Annotated in this window: 13 protein-coding genes and 1 pseudogene; 2 read left to right on the top strand and 12 right to left on the bottom strand. The window is 60.5% G+C overall.

What is annotated here, in order from left to right:
- The first annotated feature begins 43 nt into the window (after window positions 1-43).
- The gene (locus HMPREF2537_RS06935; RefSeq protein ID WP_070526924.1) at window positions 44-2,296 is read left to right on the top strand and encodes an acyltransferase family protein; all 2,253 of its coding nucleotides are present in this window, start codon (window positions 44-46) and stop codon (window positions 2,294-2,296) included.
- A gap of 65 nt (window positions 2,297-2,361) precedes the next feature.
- On the opposite strand, the gene ffh is transcribed toward HMPREF2537_RS06935, so the two are convergent.
- From ffh to HMPREF2537_RS12815, 12 genes and pseudogenes are all read right to left on the bottom strand, one after another.
- A complete protein-coding gene (ffh, locus tag HMPREF2537_RS06930) occupies window positions 2,362-3,963 on the bottom strand; it encodes a signal recognition particle protein (RefSeq protein WP_070526920.1) in 1,602 nt (533 codons plus the stop codon).
- Between the two features lie 50 nt (window positions 3,964-4,013).
- Window positions 4,014-6,113 carry a [protein-PII] uridylyltransferase gene (locus HMPREF2537_RS06925; RefSeq protein ID WP_070526917.1) on the bottom strand — a complete coding sequence of 700 codons (2,100 nt, stop codon included), beginning with the start codon at window positions 6,111-6,113 and terminating at the stop codon, window positions 4,014-4,016.
- A 3-nt stretch (window positions 6,114-6,116) separates the two neighbouring features.
- Entirely contained in the window at window positions 6,117-6,455 is a 339-nt protein-coding gene (locus HMPREF2537_RS06920; RefSeq protein WP_070526914.1) for a P-II family nitrogen regulator, read from the bottom strand.
- A 3-nt stretch (window positions 6,456-6,458) separates the two neighbouring features.
- Window positions 6,459-7,845, bottom strand: a pseudogene (locus HMPREF2537_RS06915) (ammonium transporter).
- Window positions 7,846-8,002: 157 nt separating this feature from the next.
- Window positions 8,003-8,371 (bottom strand): Na+/H+ antiporter subunit G, encoded by a 369-nt coding sequence (locus HMPREF2537_RS06910; protein ID WP_070526910.1) that lies wholly within the window; start codon window positions 8,369-8,371, stop codon window positions 8,003-8,005.
- A 4-nt stretch (window positions 8,372-8,375) separates the two neighbouring features.
- The gene (locus tag HMPREF2537_RS06905) at window positions 8,376-8,666 is read right to left on the bottom strand and encodes a cation:proton antiporter (protein ID WP_070445483.1); all 291 of its coding nucleotides are present in this window, start codon (window positions 8,664-8,666) and stop codon (window positions 8,376-8,378) included.
- Window positions 8,663-9,217, bottom strand: coding sequence for a monovalent cation/H+ antiporter subunit E (locus HMPREF2537_RS06900; protein ID WP_070526907.1), 555 nt, complete (start codon window positions 9,215-9,217; stop codon window positions 8,663-8,665). Before HMPREF2537_RS06900 ends, HMPREF2537_RS06905 begins: the two co-directional genes overlap by 4 nt.
- Window positions 9,218-10,759 carry a monovalent cation/H+ antiporter subunit D family protein gene (locus HMPREF2537_RS06895; RefSeq protein ID WP_070526904.1) on the bottom strand — a complete coding sequence of 514 codons (1,542 nt, stop codon included), beginning with the start codon at window positions 10,757-10,759 and terminating at the stop codon, window positions 9,218-9,220.
- On the bottom strand, window positions 10,760-11,197 hold the full coding sequence (locus HMPREF2537_RS06890; protein ID WP_070526901.1) for a cation:proton antiporter subunit C: 438 nt from the start codon (window positions 11,195-11,197) through the stop codon (window positions 10,760-10,762). It lies immediately after the preceding gene.
- On the bottom strand, window positions 11,194-14,175 hold the full coding sequence (locus HMPREF2537_RS06885) for a DUF4040 family protein (RefSeq protein ID WP_070526898.1): 2,982 nt from the start codon (window positions 14,173-14,175) through the stop codon (window positions 11,194-11,196). The genes HMPREF2537_RS06890 and HMPREF2537_RS06885 overlap by 4 nt, the downstream gene beginning before the upstream one ends.
- 188 nt (window positions 14,176-14,363) lie before the next feature.
- Entirely contained in the window at window positions 14,364-16,208 is a 1,845-nt protein-coding gene (gene ftsY / locus HMPREF2537_RS06880; RefSeq protein ID WP_070527591.1) for a signal recognition particle-docking protein FtsY, read from the bottom strand.
- 74 nt (window positions 16,209-16,282) lie between these two features.
- The gene (locus HMPREF2537_RS12815; protein WP_168162408.1) at window positions 16,283-16,423 is read right to left on the bottom strand and encodes a hypothetical protein; all 141 of its coding nucleotides are present in this window, start codon (window positions 16,421-16,423) and stop codon (window positions 16,283-16,285) included.
- 552 nt (window positions 16,424-16,975) lie between these two features.
- On the opposite strand from HMPREF2537_RS12815, the gene HMPREF2537_RS06875 reads away from it, so the two are divergent.
- Window positions 16,976-18,337, top strand: coding sequence for an MATE family efflux transporter (locus HMPREF2537_RS06875; RefSeq protein ID WP_231732355.1), 1,362 nt, complete (start codon window positions 16,976-16,978; stop codon window positions 18,335-18,337).
- Window positions 18,338-18,433: the final 96 nt, after the last annotated feature.

Genomic DNA, 18,433 nt, shown 5'->3' with positions numbered 1-18,433 from the left:
AGTCTGTAATGCGGTTATTTCGACGCCACACAATCCTCTTTTTATGAATAAACAAGCCCCCTCTACATTCCGCTACCGTTATGACCTCGACGGCCTCCGCGGCATCGCGATCGCCTTGGTTGTTCTGTACCACGTCTTCGTTGGTCGTGTCTCAGGTGGCGTCGATGTCTTCCTCCTGCTTTCCGGTTACTTCTTCTTAGGCTCGCAGCTGCGCTATGCCGCACGGCCGAATGCCTCCCTGAACCCGTGGTGGCCCATCTGGCGCACGCTCCGCCGGCTTGTTCCTTCCCTCGTGCTCGTCATCGGCGTGAGCTATGTGCTTGTCCGGCTCTTCGCGCCGAAGCTCATGAACACGGAGCTCACCAAGCAGATCACTGCGACGGTCTTCTACTACCAGAACTGGGAATTGGCACGGCAGAACGCTGACTACGCCGCCGCTTCAGCAACAACATCGCCTCTGCAGCACATGTGGTCCATGGCAGTGCAGGGCCAGTTCTACCTACTGGGCATCTTCTTCGCCCTTGGCTTGGCCGCTTTCATGCGCCTGCGCCCAAAGAACACGGGGCTGCGAGAACAGCGCTTCTCTTCCATTAATTCCATCGCTGGCCCGATTCTCCTCGTAGTTACCGTCGTCTCTTTTGCCTATGCATCCCGCGACGGACTCTTCGGCACCCCCGAAAATTACTACTCCACATGGTCTCGCGCTTGGGAGCTGACTTTGGGCGCAGTGCTCGTCATTTATGGTTCGCACCTGCGCATGCCGCAGCGCCTGTCCAACCTCGCCACGGCTCTCGGCTTGGCGGCTCTGGCTAGTACCGGCCTAGTTATCTCCGACAGCTTGGCCTTCCCTGGGCCGCTGTCTCTTCTGCCCATCGGCGGTGCAGTACTCATCATCATTGGTTCTGGCGGGTCGTTCTCGCGGGTGCTCACCACCCGGGTATCTCGCTGGCTCGGTGATATCGCCTACCCGCTCTACCTGTGGCATTGGCCGCTACTCATCATTTCCATCGCCGCGCTCGGTCTTGAGACTCCTCCGTGGTGGCTCGGATCCATCATCATCGTGGTGTCGCTGGGCTTGGCGGACGTGACGCACCGTTTCGTCGAGAAGCCCCTGCGCCAGCACCGCAAACGCCCGCTTGCCGACGACCTCCCCGTCCACCGCGGTTTCGCCGACCTTCGCACGCGCACCGGCGCTCTGCGCGGCGTTGGCGGAGTCGTCGTCGCCGCCTGCACCGTTGCACTCGTGGCCGTTCAACCGCTGTGGCTGCGCAGCCTACAGGAGGCGAACCAGGAAATCCTCGACCCGAAGCTCTACCCAGGGGCAACGACCTTCGTCGAGAACATCACGCCGCCTGAGAACGTAGAGATCAAGCCTGATCCGATTCTCGCGCGTGGCATCCAGCCGCCAGTCGCCGATAACTGGTGCTTCATCCCGGAACAAGAGCCAACGGACTACTTCATCGAGACCCAGAAGGACGGCGTGACGCCGTGCATCTTTGGTGACGTTGATTCCGACGTCGAGGTCTACTTGGTAGGCGGTTCGCACGCGGAGCAGTATTCTTCGGCCTTGGATCACTTGGGCCGCGAGATGGGTTTCAAGCTGGTTCCGCTCACCCGCGTGGGTTGCCCCATTGAGCTCGGCGATGAACTGAGTGTCAAGCCTTCTTGCGCCGAGTGGAGCAAGGAAGCGGTCAAGCGCATTATCGACGCGGACCCGGCCCTCGTAGTCTCTAATTCAACGCGCCCCGGTCAGCCCTTGGGTCACGGCCCAGACGCTGTCCCGCCCGGCTATAAGGCCTTCTGGGACGAGTTGGCCAAGCACGATATTCCCTTCTTGGGTTTCCGTGATAACCCGTGGGGATTCGATGAGCACGGCAATGGCCTCCAGTTTGATGAATGCTACGTAGCCACCCAGGATTCCCTCGGCTGCGGCATGCGTTTCGAAGAGGTCTACGCTCCCTATGACCCCGGCGCCGAAGTCCTCTCCCAGTACAAGAACATGCTGGCCGTGGACACCTCGAAGTGGTTCTGCGATGCCAACGGCGATTGCCCGGTCATCATCGGCAACATCATGGTCTACCGCGATATGCACCACTTCACCAAGGCCTTTGCGGATTCGGCCATCCCGCTCATCCGTGAAGCCATCACCCCCTTCCTCAATGGCGAGACGGTGCAGCAGCAGCCCCCGCAGATTCCGACGGACAGTCCCATGGTGCCCCAGACCGCTGAGACGTCACCGGCCACACCCGCGGTGCCTATCCCCTATCCTGCATATCCAGCAGATAAAGCCATTTAGTCCAAAAGGGCCGGCGCTAAAAAGCGCCGGCCCTTTCTTAACGAAGAATGCTGCTGCATTCTTCGTTATTTCTTTTTGCCCTGCCCAAAGTCCAGGTTGTTGAGGTCGATATTCTCCATGCCCTTGGGCATCTTGATATCGCCTAGCCCGGGCATGCCGCCGCCGAGCTGTTCCTGCATCTTCTGCAGTTCCTGCATCGACGGCATCCCGCCACCCATGCCAGGCATTCCCCCACCACGACGCTTCGGCGGCTTGCGCTTGCCATTCTTGCCCTTGCGGCCCTTCGGCTTCTTCTTGGTAGCGGAACGCCCACCGCCCATGCCCGGCATGCCAAAACGACCGGCCATCTGCGACATCATCTTCTTGGCTTCGGTGAAGCGCTCGATGAGCTGATTGACGTCAGAAACGCTCACACCAGAACCGAGGGCAATACGCTTGCGGCGCGAAGCGTTGAGAATCTTCGGGTTCTCGCGCTCCTCCGGCGTCATACCGCGGATGATGGCCTGGATGCGGTCGAGCTGCTTTTCGTCGACCATGTCGGCGATCTGGTTCATCTTGTTGCCGCCGGGCATCATCTTGAGCAGGTTGCCCATCGGGCCCAGATTGCGCACCATGAGCATCATGTCCAAGAAGTCATTGAGCGTCATCTCGCCGGAGCCCATCTTCTTGGCGGCTTCCTCCGCCTTGGACTGATCCAGCTTGGATTCCGCCTGCTCAATCAGTGTCAGCAGGTCACCCATGCCCAGAATTCGCGAGGACATGCGCTCCGGGTGGAAGACATCGAAATCCTCGAGCTTCTCACCGGTGGAGGCGAACATGATGGGCTTGCCCGTGACCTCACGAATGGACAGCGCCGCACCACCGCGAGCGTCACCGTCCAGCTTGGTCAGGACGACACCGGTGAAGTCCACGCCATCGCGGAAGGCCTCGGCGGTCTGCACTGCGTCTTGACCGATCATCGAGTCGATGACGAAGAGGACTTCGTCCGGGTTGACGGCGTCGCGGATATTGCGGGCCTGCGTCATCAGGGTTTCATCAATGCCGAGGCGGCCGGCGGTATCGATGATGACGATATCGTGCTGGGTGCGCTTGGCCTCTTCGATACCGCGCTTGGCGACGTCCACCGGATCCCCATGAGAGGTACCCATCTCATGCTCGTGGGAATCCAGGGAGGTGCCAGGATCCGGAGCGTAGACGTCTACCCCGGCGCGCTCGCCGACGATCTGCAGCTGCTGCACCGCGCCCGGGCGCTGGAGGTCACAAGCCACCAGCATCGGGGTGTGCCCCTTGGAAGCCAGATGCTTGGAAAGCTTGCCCGCCAAGGTGGTCTTACCAGCACCCTGAAGGCCGGCGAGCATGATGACCGTCGGCGGGTTCTTCGCCAGGTTCAGGCGGCGGGTCTCGCCGCCGAGAATCTCGATGAGCTCCTCGTTGACGATCTTGACTACCTGCTGCGCCGGGTTCAGTGCCTCAGAAACCTCGGCACCTGCCGCGCGTTCCTTAATGCGCTTAATAAAGCCGCGCACGACGTTGAGCGAGACGTCCGCCTCCAGCAACGCCAGACGGATTTCGCGTGCTGTGGCATTGATGTCCGCCTCGGTCAGCTTGCCCTTGCCGCGCAGGCCGGACAGGGCTGATTGCAAGCGGTCAGACAAAGACTCAAACACGTTAAAAGTGCTCCCTCAACTATCGTGGATAAATTTATAACTTCCCCAGCTTAGCCGTTGACCAGTGCTTGGGTCACATTCCGGACCAGGGTGGCACGGGGGACGTCGCCAAGCGGCACTGCGTGAAGCACCATCGTGGCGCCCGGTGTGGTGGTGGATAGCCACTCGCACTCCGGAAGCAGCGCCAGCACGTGGCCTAGGGTACCTGGGTAGTCATCAATTCGAACCTCGAAGACTCCCCTGGTCCACATCGCAGTCGCGGGCCCTGGTACAAAATCCGGCAGCACCGTGTAAGTTCCGGATTTATAAGACTGCACGAGGCGTTCCTCTACCGTTGCGAGATCGATGGCACCGTGGAGGGCGCGGATATCGAATTCGCCAGCATAGCCCTCCTCAGTGCGCACGAGGCGCGAGGAGAGGATGTTCCAGCCCAACGCTGCGATGAGCGCCAGCGCGCGCACAGCCTCCCGTTGGTAGCTGCCGCGCCACAGGACGGTAAAGCTGTCATCCTCGGGGTTGTGGCGCAGTCCGATATCACGGTCGGCGGCAACCAGAGGACGAACTGGTCGAAGTGCTTCCAGTTGTGCGAAAGCGCGGCCACTGACCGCTTCGATTCCCTTCTCCAGCCTGCGGTTCCACACGCTAGGACCGGTGGACTCGGCATCGGTGCGGGCGAGCACAACGAGGAGCGCCAGAGTCAGGTAGTCATAACGCACGGCTTCGAGGAGCTCGTCACGCGCTTCATCGGATAAGGGGTCCGTGCGGGAGACGATGCGCGCCAGAGTGGTGTGCTCTGCGACCACGGTTTGCACGCGGGAGCGATCCGCCAGGTCGAGACCAAGCTTGGCCGCGGCACGCGCCACCATCTCCGCCCCCACCAGCTCGTGAGGGCGGCCATATCCTTTCCCAATATCGTGGTAGAGCCCCACCAAGAGCAGCAGATCGGGCCGCGCCACGGAGGTGCGGGCTTCTGCACAGCGCGCGACGGTAAGGATGGAGTGATAGTCCACGGTGTGAGAGTGCGTGCGCTCCCGCGGCAACAAGCCTCGAATGTGCTCCCACTCTGGGACGATTCGCTCCCACAGGCCATGCGCGTCCATCTCCTGGATGAGGCGCGGAGTGTTGAGGGGCGAGGACAATAAACTGAAGAATGCATCCGTCGCAGCGGCGGGCCAGCGTTCGGGCAGTTCCGGCAACTCGCGCAGCTGTTCCCAGACATGAGGCGGGACGCTTCTGCCCGAGCGCGCTGCGGCGGCGGCCACGCGCAAAAGCAACCACGGCTCATCCAAGTTGGCGGTGCGTGCGAGACGGATCTCGCCCCCGGCATCAACCACCCCGATATCGAGGGGTTTGCGTGTGCGGTTGTGGCTGCGTTTGGATACGACTCCCCGGGCAGTCGCCAATGCCCTCTCCACGGCTTTGTCTACCGCAGTAGCAGCGGTGACGACGGCCGCGGACAACTCATAACGGTCGGCGAAACCAAGCTCGTGGGCGATCTCCGCGGCGAATTCGGGGTCGAGGACGTCGCGGTGCCGGCGGGCGGTGACGTGGAGGAGCGTGCGGACGTCGAGAAGCAAGGCCTGCTCCTCCTCAAGTGCTGGGGCATCCGCGAGGTTGCCGAGGGCGAGCGCCCGCAGGAATTGGATATCGCGCAGGCCGCCGCGCCCATTTTTAATATCCGGGTGGGTCATCGTGGCCAGGGTGCCGGAGCGGCGCCAGCGGGTGATGGCGAGGTCGACGAAAGCGTCGAAGTTGCTCTGCAGCAGGCGACGCCACGAGGCATAGACCTGGGCGCGGGTAGAATCTACCAGCTGCTTATCGCCGGCGACGAAGGCCAGGTCCAGCTGCGCGAAGCCGGCGGCGGGATCAGAACCGGCGATGGCACCGAACTCGCGCGGAGTGCGCACAGCGTAGTCAAGCCGGTATTTGGCATCCCAGATGGGGTACCAGATTTCGGCGACCACATCTTCGGGCAGCTCCATATCATCCGGGTGAAGGAGGATGAGGTCGAGATCCGAAAAAGGGGCCATCGCCCGGCGGGCGAAGGAACCCGTGGCGGCAAGCGCACAGCCGGGCGGAAGCTGCAGGGACTGCGTGAGATCTATCGCCGAGGCATAGGCTTCCTCACGCAGTTGAGCGGCCGTAGACACTTCTTACAGGGCTGCCTCGCCGCGCTCGCCGGTGCGCACGCGGATGACGTCCTCAACAGGAGTAATCCAGATCTTGCCGTCACCGATCTTTCCGGTATAGGCAGCATCAACGATGGCAGAAAGGATATCCTCCACCTGTTCGTCGGAGGTGACTACCTCCAGCTTGACCTTGGGTACGAAGTCGGTGGCATACTCGGCACCACGGTAGACCTCGCTGTGGCCGCGCTGCTGACCGAAACCCTGGGTCTCGGTCACGGTCAGGCCGTGCACGTCGTGCTGCTCCAAGGCCTCACGGATTTCCGGCAGCGTGAACGGTTTGACGATGGCAGTGATGAGCTTCATCTGTTACTCCTTAGCTCCGGCGGTGTCGACCCGCGGCTGGACGGTTGGTGCAGGATTAATCCTAGCGTCGTGGGTGTGGCGGCGGTGCGACGCCACGGACTCACGGAAATCATAAGCGGTCTCACGGTGCTCAGACAGATCGATGCCTTCGGCTTCATCATCAATCCGCCACCCCAGGGTGGCGCGGATGATGAGTGCCGCCACCAGAGTAATAGCAGCTGAGAACAGCATCGCGACGATCGCGATGAGCGCTTGGACGACGAGCAGCTTGAGGCCTTCCGAAAAGTGCCCAGTGAGGATGCCGTTATCCGTGGCAAAGAAGGCCAATCCGACGGTTCCCCACAGACCAGCGCACAGGTGGACTCCAACGACATCCGGGGAATCATCAAAGCCCCAACGGTACTTCAGGCCGATGCACAGGCAGGCGATAATCCCGCCGAGGAAGCCGAGGGCGAGAGAACCGAGCGGGCTGAGCGCTCCTGCCGCCGGGGTGATGGCGACGAGTCCCGCAATAGCGCCGGATACTGCGCCAAGCGAAGTAGCGGCGTGGTCTCGGATGCGTTCGACCAGCATCCAGCCGAGCATCGCTGCGGCCGCCGCAACAGTGGTGTTGAGCCATGCCAAGCCTGCTAGCCCATCCGCAGCGAAGGCGGAACCGCCATTGAAACCGAACCAGCCGAACCACAGAAGCGCAGCGCCCAGCATCACCATCGGGAGGTTGTGGGGCCTATCGATGTGCTTCGGAAAGCCCGCGCGCGGGCCCACGACGATGGCCAGAACCAGGGCAGCCGCACCAGCGGAGATGTGCACGACGGTACCGCCGGCGAAGTCGATGGGAGCGATGAGGGCCTCACCGTTTGATACACCGAAGAGCCACGCTGCGAGTGAGCGCGGGGCATGGGAGAGCACTCCCCCCGCCCCACACCATGTGGGCGAGCGGAAAGTAGGCGAAGGTCACCCACACGCCTGCGAAAGTTAACCACGCGGAAAACTTCACGCGGCCGGCGAGGGCACCGGAGATGATGGCTATCGAAATAATGGCGAACGTGGCTTGGAAACCGATGTCGATGACGTTGGGATAACCAGCGCTACCGGCAATGTACTCGGCGGCGGGCCCGGTGATTTGGCCGCGCAGCCCCCAGGCTTCAAACGGGTTGCCCACGATTCCCGCCAGCGAACTGCCCGCATAAGACATTGACCATCCCCACAGGACGTAGAGTACTGGGACCAGCGCTAACGCGCCGAAGGACATCATCATCATGTTGAGGACGTGGCGATTGCCCGCCATTCCGCCGTAGAACAATGCCAATCCGGGGGTCATGAGCAGCACCAAGGATGCGCTGATCAGCATCCACGCTGCATCACCGGACGAGAATGCATCAGGAGTCATAGTTCAACTAACCTCTTTTCTATAACTTGATAGGTACAGTTCCCAAAATACCTATAGCTCTATAGATTTAGGAAGAAGTATGAGTCCTAGATCACATCCACGATCTAAAAAGCGGTGAGAACAGCACTATCCTCACCGCTTTCCTGAAGCTTCTCCCCTAGATTTCTTCCTCAGAGGCTTCAACTGTCTGCATACTCTTGCGCATGCGCTTGGCGTACTTCACATCCGTGACGGTCACGCCGTAGATGGAACGGCCCATGTAGAAGGAGCCCACCGACGCGATGATCCACACGCCGAAACACGCGATCATGACCTTGATCAGCGACCACAGGGAAAACCCGTTCTCAGCAAAATCCACGACCAACTTCGCCACAAGCAGCAGCGGAACGGCCAAACCGACCGTCGGCCCCAGCAGGTTGACGCGGGTCAGGGCATCGGGCGCACGCCACAAGGCGATGGCGGTCCCAATGACCAAGACCGTGGCTACGACCAACAGAATCGAGGCGATAATCTCCGCGATAGTCATGGTCTTACCTCCTACCCTTCGAGATGATGCGGGCCATCGACAACGTCGGCAGAACGCCGGCCGCAATAGCCGCGAGCATGGCGATGTCATAGACGATGGACGCGTGATTAGTCATGGACCACGAAATATACATGCACAGCATGCCGTAAAAGACCATGTCACTCATCACGGTTCGGGTGAGCTCATCGCGGGAGCGCAACGCCAGCACCAACGCCGCGCACACCGATGCACCAATGAGGAAAATACAGACAAAAACTACCCATTGAAAGGCGCTCATCGAGGAAAAATCAATCATTTCTTATCATCCTTTCGGGCATCCTTGTTCTGCGCAACCTGGCGCAGGGGCCACACGGAATACTTCTCCACATCATGCGCGGCCAGCGGGGTATCGTCCGTCTTCGCGATATCGGGTGCACGCATATGGCGGCCCAGCGTATCCAGCGGGTACTCGTAAAACGTGGGCGCGAGCTCCTTTGTGGGGCCCTGACCAGGAACGCCATAGTCAATTCCCTTCACCCGCGGGGCGAGGCGCTCCTCCATATCCGCCAGATCTTCCATGATGCTGGCTGGGTCATCCCCCATGACCGCCTGAACCAGCACGATGCGCGGCAGGCCTTCTGCCACCGGCTCGCGCAAACCCAAGGACAGCGTCCCCGGGGTTGCCGTAATGGACGAGGTGAACCAGAAGATCTCCCACGCGCTAGTCACGCGCAAGGGGTACCGCACCACTACCGGCCGGTAGTTATTCTGCGGCTTGAAGGATTCCGCGGCGAGCGAGAAACCCGCGACGAAGATTTCCTTGATCAGCCATAGCGCGTAGACAACGGCATGCACTGCAGTCTTCATTTAACGGCCCTCCTGAAGGGAGTCGATGTCGGGTAGGGCTACGGGGCCGTCGCCAAGCACTGCGTCTGCATAAGCCTCCGTATTCAACAAGTCCGCTGAGGCTTCCATCGTGACGCTGATGACCGGACCGGATAGAACGAACATGGTCAGCGAGCCCAAAATGAGCGCTGCCGAGGGCGCCATCAGCTTCTTGCGAATCACAAGTTCATCGGGCACCTTCTCCTTGGGCAGGTCCTTGCCCCAGAAGACTCGGCGCCACACGCGCAACATGGCAAGGAATGCCGCGAAGGACGCGATGATGATCACCGTGATTACGGTCCAGGCCCATCCCCCGCCGGTACGGGCGATTTCCGCGACGATGAGGACCTTGCCCCACATACCGGAGAAGGGTGGGAAGCCCACGACGGAGAAGGCACCGGCGGCAAAGATCCACGCGATAATCGGATCACGGCGCGCCAAGCCAGAAAGCTTGTTGAGCCTGCCCGTACCGTAGGTCTCCTCAATAGCACCGGAGGCCAAAATAAGCGAGCCCACCGTGAGCATGTGGTGAATGGTGTACAGGATTCCAGCAGCCAGCGCGCGCTGGGCATCATGGGTAGTGAAGGCCATCATCACGAGGATGAAGGGCATACCGTTGAGCATCTGGTAGCCCAGCACGCGGCGAATGGAGTTTTCAGCTAGGCCGCCGAAAGCACCAACCAGCATGGAGATGATCATGATGACGATGATGAGTGTCCCCCACCGCTGGTCCATATCAAAGAGCTGCACCCACAGGCGGTAGAGCATGTACACCGCGACCTTGGTGTGCAGGCCAGAGAACAGGCCCATGACGGCAGCGGACGTTCCCGGGTAGGTGCGCGGCAGCCACGACTGCACGGGGAACACACCGGCCTTCGCGGCGATGGCGATAACGATGATGCCCGAGGCCACCGTCACCGGACCATTACCGGCGGCAGCACCCGTGAGCGCCGCCAGGTTGACCACGCCAGCCACCGAGTAGATATAGCCCACACCGACCACCAAAAGCGTGGAGGCGAACAAGTTCACCAGCACGAAGGCGCGGCCGGCAGCCAAGCGTGACCAGGTACCAGACATGGTGATGAGGCCATAGGACGGCAGTAGCATGACCTCGATGAACACGAAGAAGTTGAAGAGATCAGCGGTGAGCAGGGCGCCGCACACGCCGGTGATCAAGATAAGCGTCAGCGATGGGTAGTAGCGAGACTTAGTCTCGCCGCCCACGATGGCAAACCAGTTGGCGCCGAAGGCCACGATCATCGTCGTGATGAGCATCAGTGCTGAGAAGGTATCGGCCGCGAAGGCGATACCTGCGTTACCCACGTAGTTACCCACGCTATGCGCCACCACACCGTTGTTCATGGTGTAGAGCAGCAGCGCAAAGGAAGCGAAGATACCCACGCCCGGAACGATGAGCATGATGGCATCGCGCACACGATGCCACGGCGCGAGCAATGCGAGCGCCGCCGATACGAGGGGAACCGCCGGGAAGAGCGGGAGGAGGGCGCTTACGGTGTCATACATCTAGTTGTCCTCCTCTTGTTCGAGTTCTTTCAAACGATCCATCTTGTTGGCCGAGCGCTGCAGAATCTCGCGGTTCTGGGTATCTCGTCCCAGAGTGGAGAAAGCGTGGTCAATGGTGTTGTCATCCACAGGCTCCACGACGTCCGTGTCGTCGTTCGCGCCCATCGCCGCCATGGTCAGCAGGATGGTCGAGGTTGCCATGGAAATCACCACGGCGGTCAGCACAAAGGCTTGCGGCAGCGGGTCAGCCATCTGGTCCATGCCCACCTGCGACGGAAAGGACTCTCCGCGGTAAGAGTACACGCCGGTGGCCAGAAGCATGAGGTTGGCACCGTGGCCGAAGGCCATCATGCCCAGCACGATGTGCACGAGGCCGCGCTGCTGGATGAGGTAGACAGCGCTACCGATGAGCAATGCAATGGTCAGTGCGAGGATCATGAGCTCTTCTCCTCTGTAGCCGAAGTGTGGTGGGGCGAGGACGCGCGGCGGCGTGCCTCGGATTCATTGAGCAACGCCGTTGGGTCCGAAGACGGGTTGATGGATTCGGGGTAGGGGTCATCGACATCCTCCAGCACCACGCGCGGCGTGTTCGGCAACGCGGAATCATCATCGTGGACCCACGGCAAGAAGTCCCGCTCGGTGCCTGGCCGCAGATAGCCACCCAAAGCATTGATGGCCATCGTGAGCATGCCCAGGACCGCCAGGTAGATACCCAGGTCAAAGATGAGCGACGTGGTCCAGTGCTGCCCCAGGGCGTGGCCGTGGATGGCAGTCAAGAAACCACCGGAACTATGCGACGTCGGGATGTAGCCGATGAAGCCAGCTACCAGCGCCACGATAATGCCCACGCCGGTGAGGTGAATCGGGGTCATGCGGCCGAAGACAATCTCATCGGTGCCGCGTGAGAGATACGTCAGGCCGATGGCCGCGCCCATGATGAGAGCAGCCGGGAAGCCGCCGCCGGAAGCCTGGTGCCCGCGGTAGAACACGATGAAGGACATGACCACCAGAATCGGGATGGCAATGGAAATTCCCTTACGCAGCGGAACCGAGTTGAGCTGCGACTGACCGAACGGCGCCGGACGCGTACCGGAGGTAAACGGGAAGCGCGGCAGCGTCGAGGTGACCGCGGCGATCACGACGGCGGCCATGCCGAGCACCGACAGCTCGCCCAAGGTATCAAGCGCACGGAATTCCACGATGATGGTGGCCACGACGTTATCGCCGCCAGTGATGTCTGGGGCGTTATTGAGGTACCACATGGACAAGTCGGAGCGCTCGTGGCGGCCCATCAGCGCCCACACACCAAGGAATGCGGTGAGTCCGGCGAGCACCGCCACCACGATGGAGCCAACCTTACGGTTGGTGTTCTGTACCGGGTGGAATTTCTCCGGCAGGTAGCGCAGGACCATCATCATGACGATGACGGACAGCGCCTCCACCGTGAACTGGGTCAAGGCAACGTCCGGTGCACCCAGCAGGAACATCTGCAAGGTCACGCCGGTACCCGCGGTACCAATCATGACCGCCCCCGTGAGGCGGTTGCGGGTACGAACCAAGCCAAACATCGACAGCGCCACGATGCCCAGCGGCAGCAGATCCCACGGGTTGTCCAGGCCATCCACGCGCGGGTTCAAGGCCACGCCGTCGACGCCCGTCGACACCAAAGTGGAGCCCGCAAGAATGATGACGAGGAGGACAATCGGCAGGATGAGCTTCGACGGGTTGTGGGTATCCGACATGCGGCCGACGAAGCGGCCGAAGGCTGCGCACACGTCCTGGATCCACTTCAGGATTTGGTTACCGGTGCGCGGCAGGAGCTGGCGCTCCTCCATCGCGGTCCACAGCGGCGTACGGAAGAACAACGCGATGATGCCAGCGATAAGCACCACCACGGAAATAAGCAGCGGAACGTTCAGGCCGTGCCACAGCGCGAGGTGGGAATGACCCTCCATGCCGATGGCCGCCACGATGTTATCGAGCGGCTTATCGAGCGCTCCCATGACGAAGATGATCGGCACCGACATCACACCGGGCAGCGCCGCGGGCAGCCACAGCCTGACCGGCGCCTCATGAACATGCGACATGTTGCGTGGGCCATCGAAGAAGGCACCGAAGATGATCTTGGCGGAGTAGGTAAAAGTGAAGAACGCACCCACGCCGGCGACGATGAGCAGCAGCACCTGGCCGGTCGAGCCAATTGGTGCCTCCTCGAAGGCGGTGAGCATTCCTTCCTTCGACACGAAGCCAAACAGCGGCGGGACCGCCGCCATGGAGGCAGCACCAATGAGCATGGAGCCAAAGGTCCACGGCATCTTGTTCCACAGCACACCAAGGCGGCGGATGTCACGTGAACCAGCCTCGTGGTCGATGACGCCAATGAGCATGAAGATGGAGGACTTAAACAACGCGTGCGCCAGCGTGTGCACGAGGGCCGCTGCGATAGCGAACGGGGTGCCAACACCAATCGTGGCCACAATCCATCCCAGGTGGGACACAGTGGAGTACGCGGTCAGCTTCTTCAAGTCCGTCTTCTGCACGGCAAAGACCGCCGACATCACTGCGGTACCCATACCGGCGACGATGAGCAGCCAGTTCCACGCTGCAACATCATGGAAGATGGTGGAGAAACGAATCAACAGATAAACGCCGGCCTTCACCACGGCCGCTGCGTGCAGGAAGGCCGAGACCGGCGTGGCGGCCGCCATGGCCTCCGGCAGCCAGAAGTGGAAGGGGAACTGCGCGGACTTGGTAAACGCCGAGACCGCAATGAGAATGGCAACCCCGGCGGTCAGGCCTGGGCGCTCGGCCCACACATCAGAGGCGAGGATGCCCTCGAGGCTCGTGGTCCCCGCAGCCGTTGCGGCAATCGCCACGCCGGACAGCAAGGTGAGGCCGCCGATGAAGGTCAGGATGAGCGTGCGCTGCGAACCGGCCTCACCGGACTTGCCGCTGCGCGCGATCAACATGAACGACGCCAGCGATACCAGCTCCCAAGCCAGGAAGAGCACCACGACGTCGTTAGCCAGCACGAGCAGGAGAATCGACAGCGTAAACGCTGTCATCAGCACATAAAAACTGACGTTGCCTTTACCTTTGGGCAGGTAGGCCGCAGAGTAGGTGAACACCACTGCGCCGATGACGAGAGCCAACATGGCAAAGAAAATGCCCAGTGCATCGCCCCGGAAGGCGAGATTAACGTCAACGCCTGGCGCGATGACATCGCGCACCCACGTCACGGAATAGGACAGTTCTTCGCCCCGGGCCAGTGCCGGAAATTCTTTAGCCAACAGTGCCGCGGCGATAATAAAAATGCCGGCTAGCGGGTAGCCGGCTGCGCGATCAGCAACCTTGACGGCTACTGGTGCTAGCGCCACTGCGACAGCTGCGAGGAGGACGACATACAAGAGTGTCACGAAAGAGTAGCCTCACGAACCGTTGTTAGGGCTGTTTAATCAGCCTCACATAGACAGGACTGTCCTAGACTACCATTGTGACCTCCCCCAAAGCACATCTTTAATGGGACGAAGACGACGAAAGCGCCCCGCAAAGGAGGCGCTGCGTCTCGAAAGAACTTAGGTCTAGCCCAGGGATCTATAAGGACTTACTTCTCCCCCAGCAAGGCATCCACGAAGCCCTCAACCTCAAACGGCGCGAGGTCATCTGCACCCTCGCCAAGGCCCACGAGTTTGACCGGCACGCCCAGTTCTTCCTGAACCTGGAAGACGATGCCGCCCTTAGCGGTGCCATCGAGCTTGGTCAGAACAACACCGGTGATGTCGACGACATCGCGGAAGATGCGGGCCTGGGTCAGGCCGTTCTGCCCGACCGTTGCGTCCAACACGAGCAAGACCTCATCGACGTCGGTCTTCTTCTCAACCACGCGCTTGACCTTGCCCAACTGGTCCATGAGGTCCACGGAGGTGTGCAAACGACCAGCGGTGTCCACGAGAACGACGTCCACTCCTTGATCTACGCCAGCGGCCACGGCGTCGAAGGCCACGGAAGCCGGGTCCGCGCCTTCCTTGCCGCGCACGGTGGTAGCGCCCACGCGGCGACCCCAGGTCTCCAGCTGGTCCGCGGCCGCTGCACGGAAGGTATCCGCCGCGCCGAGCAAAACGTTGTGTCCCATGGATACGAGCACGCGGGCCAGCTTGCCCGTCGTGGTGGTCTTGCCAGTGCCGTTGACGCCGACAACCATGATGACGGCCGGCTTGCCCTCATTCGGCATGGCCTTGATGGAACGGTCCATCTCCGGGTGGCCCACCTCGATGAGGGCCTCGCGCAGCATGGCGCGGGCTTCCGCCTCGGAGCTCACTCCGCGCTCCGCAATCTTGTCGCGCAGGGAGTCTGTAACCTGCATCGTGGACTTCGTACCCAAATCCGCCATGATGAGGGTGTCTTCGATTTCCTCCCAGGCATCATCATCCAGGTCACCTGCGGAGAGAATACCCATGAGGCCTTGGCCGATGGCATTCTGCGAACGCGACAGGCGCCCGCGCAGCTTGCCCAAGCGGCCGGCAGCCGGCGCAATATCCTCCTGCGGCTGGGCTGCCGGGGCCTCGACGACCTCAGCGTCGTCGGATACCTCTAGTTCCTCCGGCTCAGCCTCGAGTGCCGCGCTTGCCGACGCCGCTTGGGCCCCCGCCGCCGCAGCGGCCTCCTCTGCTTCAGCTTCCTCTGGCTCGGGCTGCGCTTCTGGTTCAGGCTGTGCTTCTACCACTTCCGCTGCCTCTTCTTCGGCTTCAACCTGAGCAGAAGGCTCCTCCGCAGCCGGAACCTCAGGTTCTTCCGGAGCCTCCTCTTCTACCTTCGGGGCTTCAACTACCGGCTCCGGTTCAGCAGTCTCCGGTTCGGTGGCCGGGACAGCTTCCTCTGTGTCCTCTTCATCCTTCTCAACGGCAGCGGCGCCGGAAGCAGCAGTACCAGCGGCAGCAACGCCCGCAGTTCCTGCAGCGGCTAGGCCAGCGGAGGAATCCTTATCCTCTTCCTCCTTTACCTGGTCCTTCTGTGCAGCCGGTTCCGGCTTGGGCTCTGCCTTAGGCTTCGGCTCTGCCTCAGGCGTCGGTTCCACCGCAGGCTTCGCCGCCTTCTGAGTCTCCTCCGTGCCCTTGAGCTGAGCGTTAGCGAGCTCGGTGGCATCGCGCTGCTCAGACTTCTTCTCCGCTTGCGGCTGAGCTTTGGGCTCGGCCGGTGCGGGCTTGTCAGCCTTAGCCGCAGGCACAGGTTCCTTGGTAGCGCCGCCGCCAGCCGGGGCAAAATTAAAACCAGACTTGGCCTGGTAGTTGCCGGACTTCTGCTGCTGGGTCAGCTCCTTCGGCTCCTCCGCGGGCTTTTCAAAGGAGACCTTCTTTGACTCGCCGCGCTTCTTGCCCAGAACAATGAACAAGACCACCAGCAGAATCAGGACGATGACTGCTATCGCAATCCACAGAAAAGTAGTATTCATGCTTTCCATAGTGCCAGGGTTGCCCACGCCAGGCACCATGAGGAGTCCAAAAAGGCACGAACAGATGCCCTCAGTTAACGCGAAGGCTCGACGCCGCGCATCGTGAAGCCATAAAGCACGGTAGCCACGTCCACCGTTGGCTTCTGGTCAGTGTTGGCTATGAGCTGAGAATCCTTGCGCACCTGACTTAGGTCAGGGCGGATGAGCAACGCCACTCTTGGCACTGCTACCTGGTGTTGTTCGGCAGAGGGATGGGGTTGTTCCGCAGTAAATCACTGCCTAAGCCAGGAAGGCGTCCTGCAGAAGGCATCTGGCAAACGGCATCTCTCCTATCCATCTTCACACTCCTTCCACCTGAAGTGTTTGAAGTGGAAATCTTCAATTATGGTAGCCTTACCTAAACTAGGTATAATCTTTATACTTTCCGAAGGGAGTCTCTGCCGCTGCAAACACCAGCCCTGAACGGGATTCGGTCTCAACCAACGGTGGTACCGCTGGGGCATCGGCCAGCACCAGCTGAATCCGCAGGGGCGAACCACTAATTTCCATGGTGCAGACGGCAGCGTCCGATTGCAACTTTGGTGCAGATGTATCGCAGCGCCATTCGCTTCAACGGCCTGGAGGCCGCAAATGAATCGGATGTGCTGCGTATCTACCGCTAGAAACCGCAGCACATTGGAGACCAGCCGCCAAAATGGGCGAGGTTTAGAAGATGAGAAGCGAGGGCCGAGACGAATGTTAGTCCGAAGTTGAAGGTGGCTGCGAGGTTGAAATCCATCCGGAAATATCGCGAAGTTCTGGGAATTTCCCTTCCCATCGCTGGAGTACAACTCGCCGGAGTTGCATTGACCACCACGGACGTATTGATGCTGCAGTCCGTGGGCGTACTGGCGATAGCCGGCGGCGGCCTAGCGATGCAGCTTTACAACCAGATCCGCACGATGTGCGTGGGCATGGTGACGGCCGGGGCAAATCTTGTGGCTGAAGCAGCAGCAAAAATGGAAAAAGAGAAAACCTCTTGTCAAAATTGCGAGGCGGGAGCAGAACAGATCCGGCGGGCTGTGCGCTCCTCCTTCGCGGTGGCCACTGGCACTGCAATTCTCGGCGCGTTACTGGTCATCGCCCTAGGCGGATTGGTCCTTGTTCTGCCCATCGACAAGCACGTTGCCCAACTCACCTTCGCCATGACCCTTGCGCTCGCACCCGGGTTAGTCCCGATGATGTGGCTCAACGTCCTGCGCCAATTCGCCGTGGGCATGCGAAAACCCGGCTCCCTGTTAACCATCACGCTGATATCGATATTTATAAATATCGCATTGAACTGGTTATTTATGACATGGGCAGCCTCGGATCACTGGAAGGTAGCGGGCATCGGGCTTTCTACAACTGTCATCCAACTGCTTACCTTCCTGGCCTTCCGGATTGTGGTACTGCGCATTCCCGAGCTACAGCCCTATTTCCACATCCTTCCGTGTAAAGGAGATGGGGAGACTATCTGCCGCCTCGTCCGCCTCGGGGTACCAGTCAGTCTGACCTATGGCTCGGAGGCTGCAATAACAACCATCGCCGGTTTAGTGATGGGGACCTTTAGCCCACAGATGCTAGCGGCGCACAATATTGTGAACCAACTGGCGTACATCGTTTACCAAGTGTGCATCGGCTTTTCTCACGGCGGCTCGGTGCTGATCACAAGGGCTCGGGCCGAGAGTGCCGACTCAGTGCGCGAGATTACCCGACGCATATTGTTCGTCGTGGTCACGTATCTGGGAATAATGGGCGCGCTGTGGCTTCTGTTGGGCAGGTGGGTACTGCATCCTTTCTTAAAAGAGGCAGATCCCACCACCTTTCACATTGCCGTCCTGCTCCTATGTCTCGCGGTACTGCAACAGTTCGCCAAAGGAATCCAAAACGTGGCAGTGGGCCTACTGAGAGGCCTGAAAGACACCACCTCAGGGCTACGCTGCACCCTCGTCGGGTACTGGCTGGTTGGCGTCCCCGGGATTCTGATATTTGGAAAGCTCCTCGGATGGGAAGGATATGGCGTCTGGTTAGGACTCATCATGGGTTTCGCAACCACGGCGGTACTGCTGCTACGCACATATTCCCGCCGACTGAATGAACTGACTTAACGGGAATGTTGGGGGTAAAAGTTTCATCACCCATTGTAGATAAACAAAGGTATGGCTAACCTAATAGATCCACTTGGAAGAAAGGATTGCCTTGTC

It is taken from the genome of Corynebacterium sp. HMSC074E01, assembly GCF_001808885.1.
GTDB lineage: Bacteria > Actinomycetota > Actinomycetes > Mycobacteriales > Mycobacteriaceae > Corynebacterium.
This window is presented reverse-complemented; position numbering and strand designations above follow the sequence as displayed.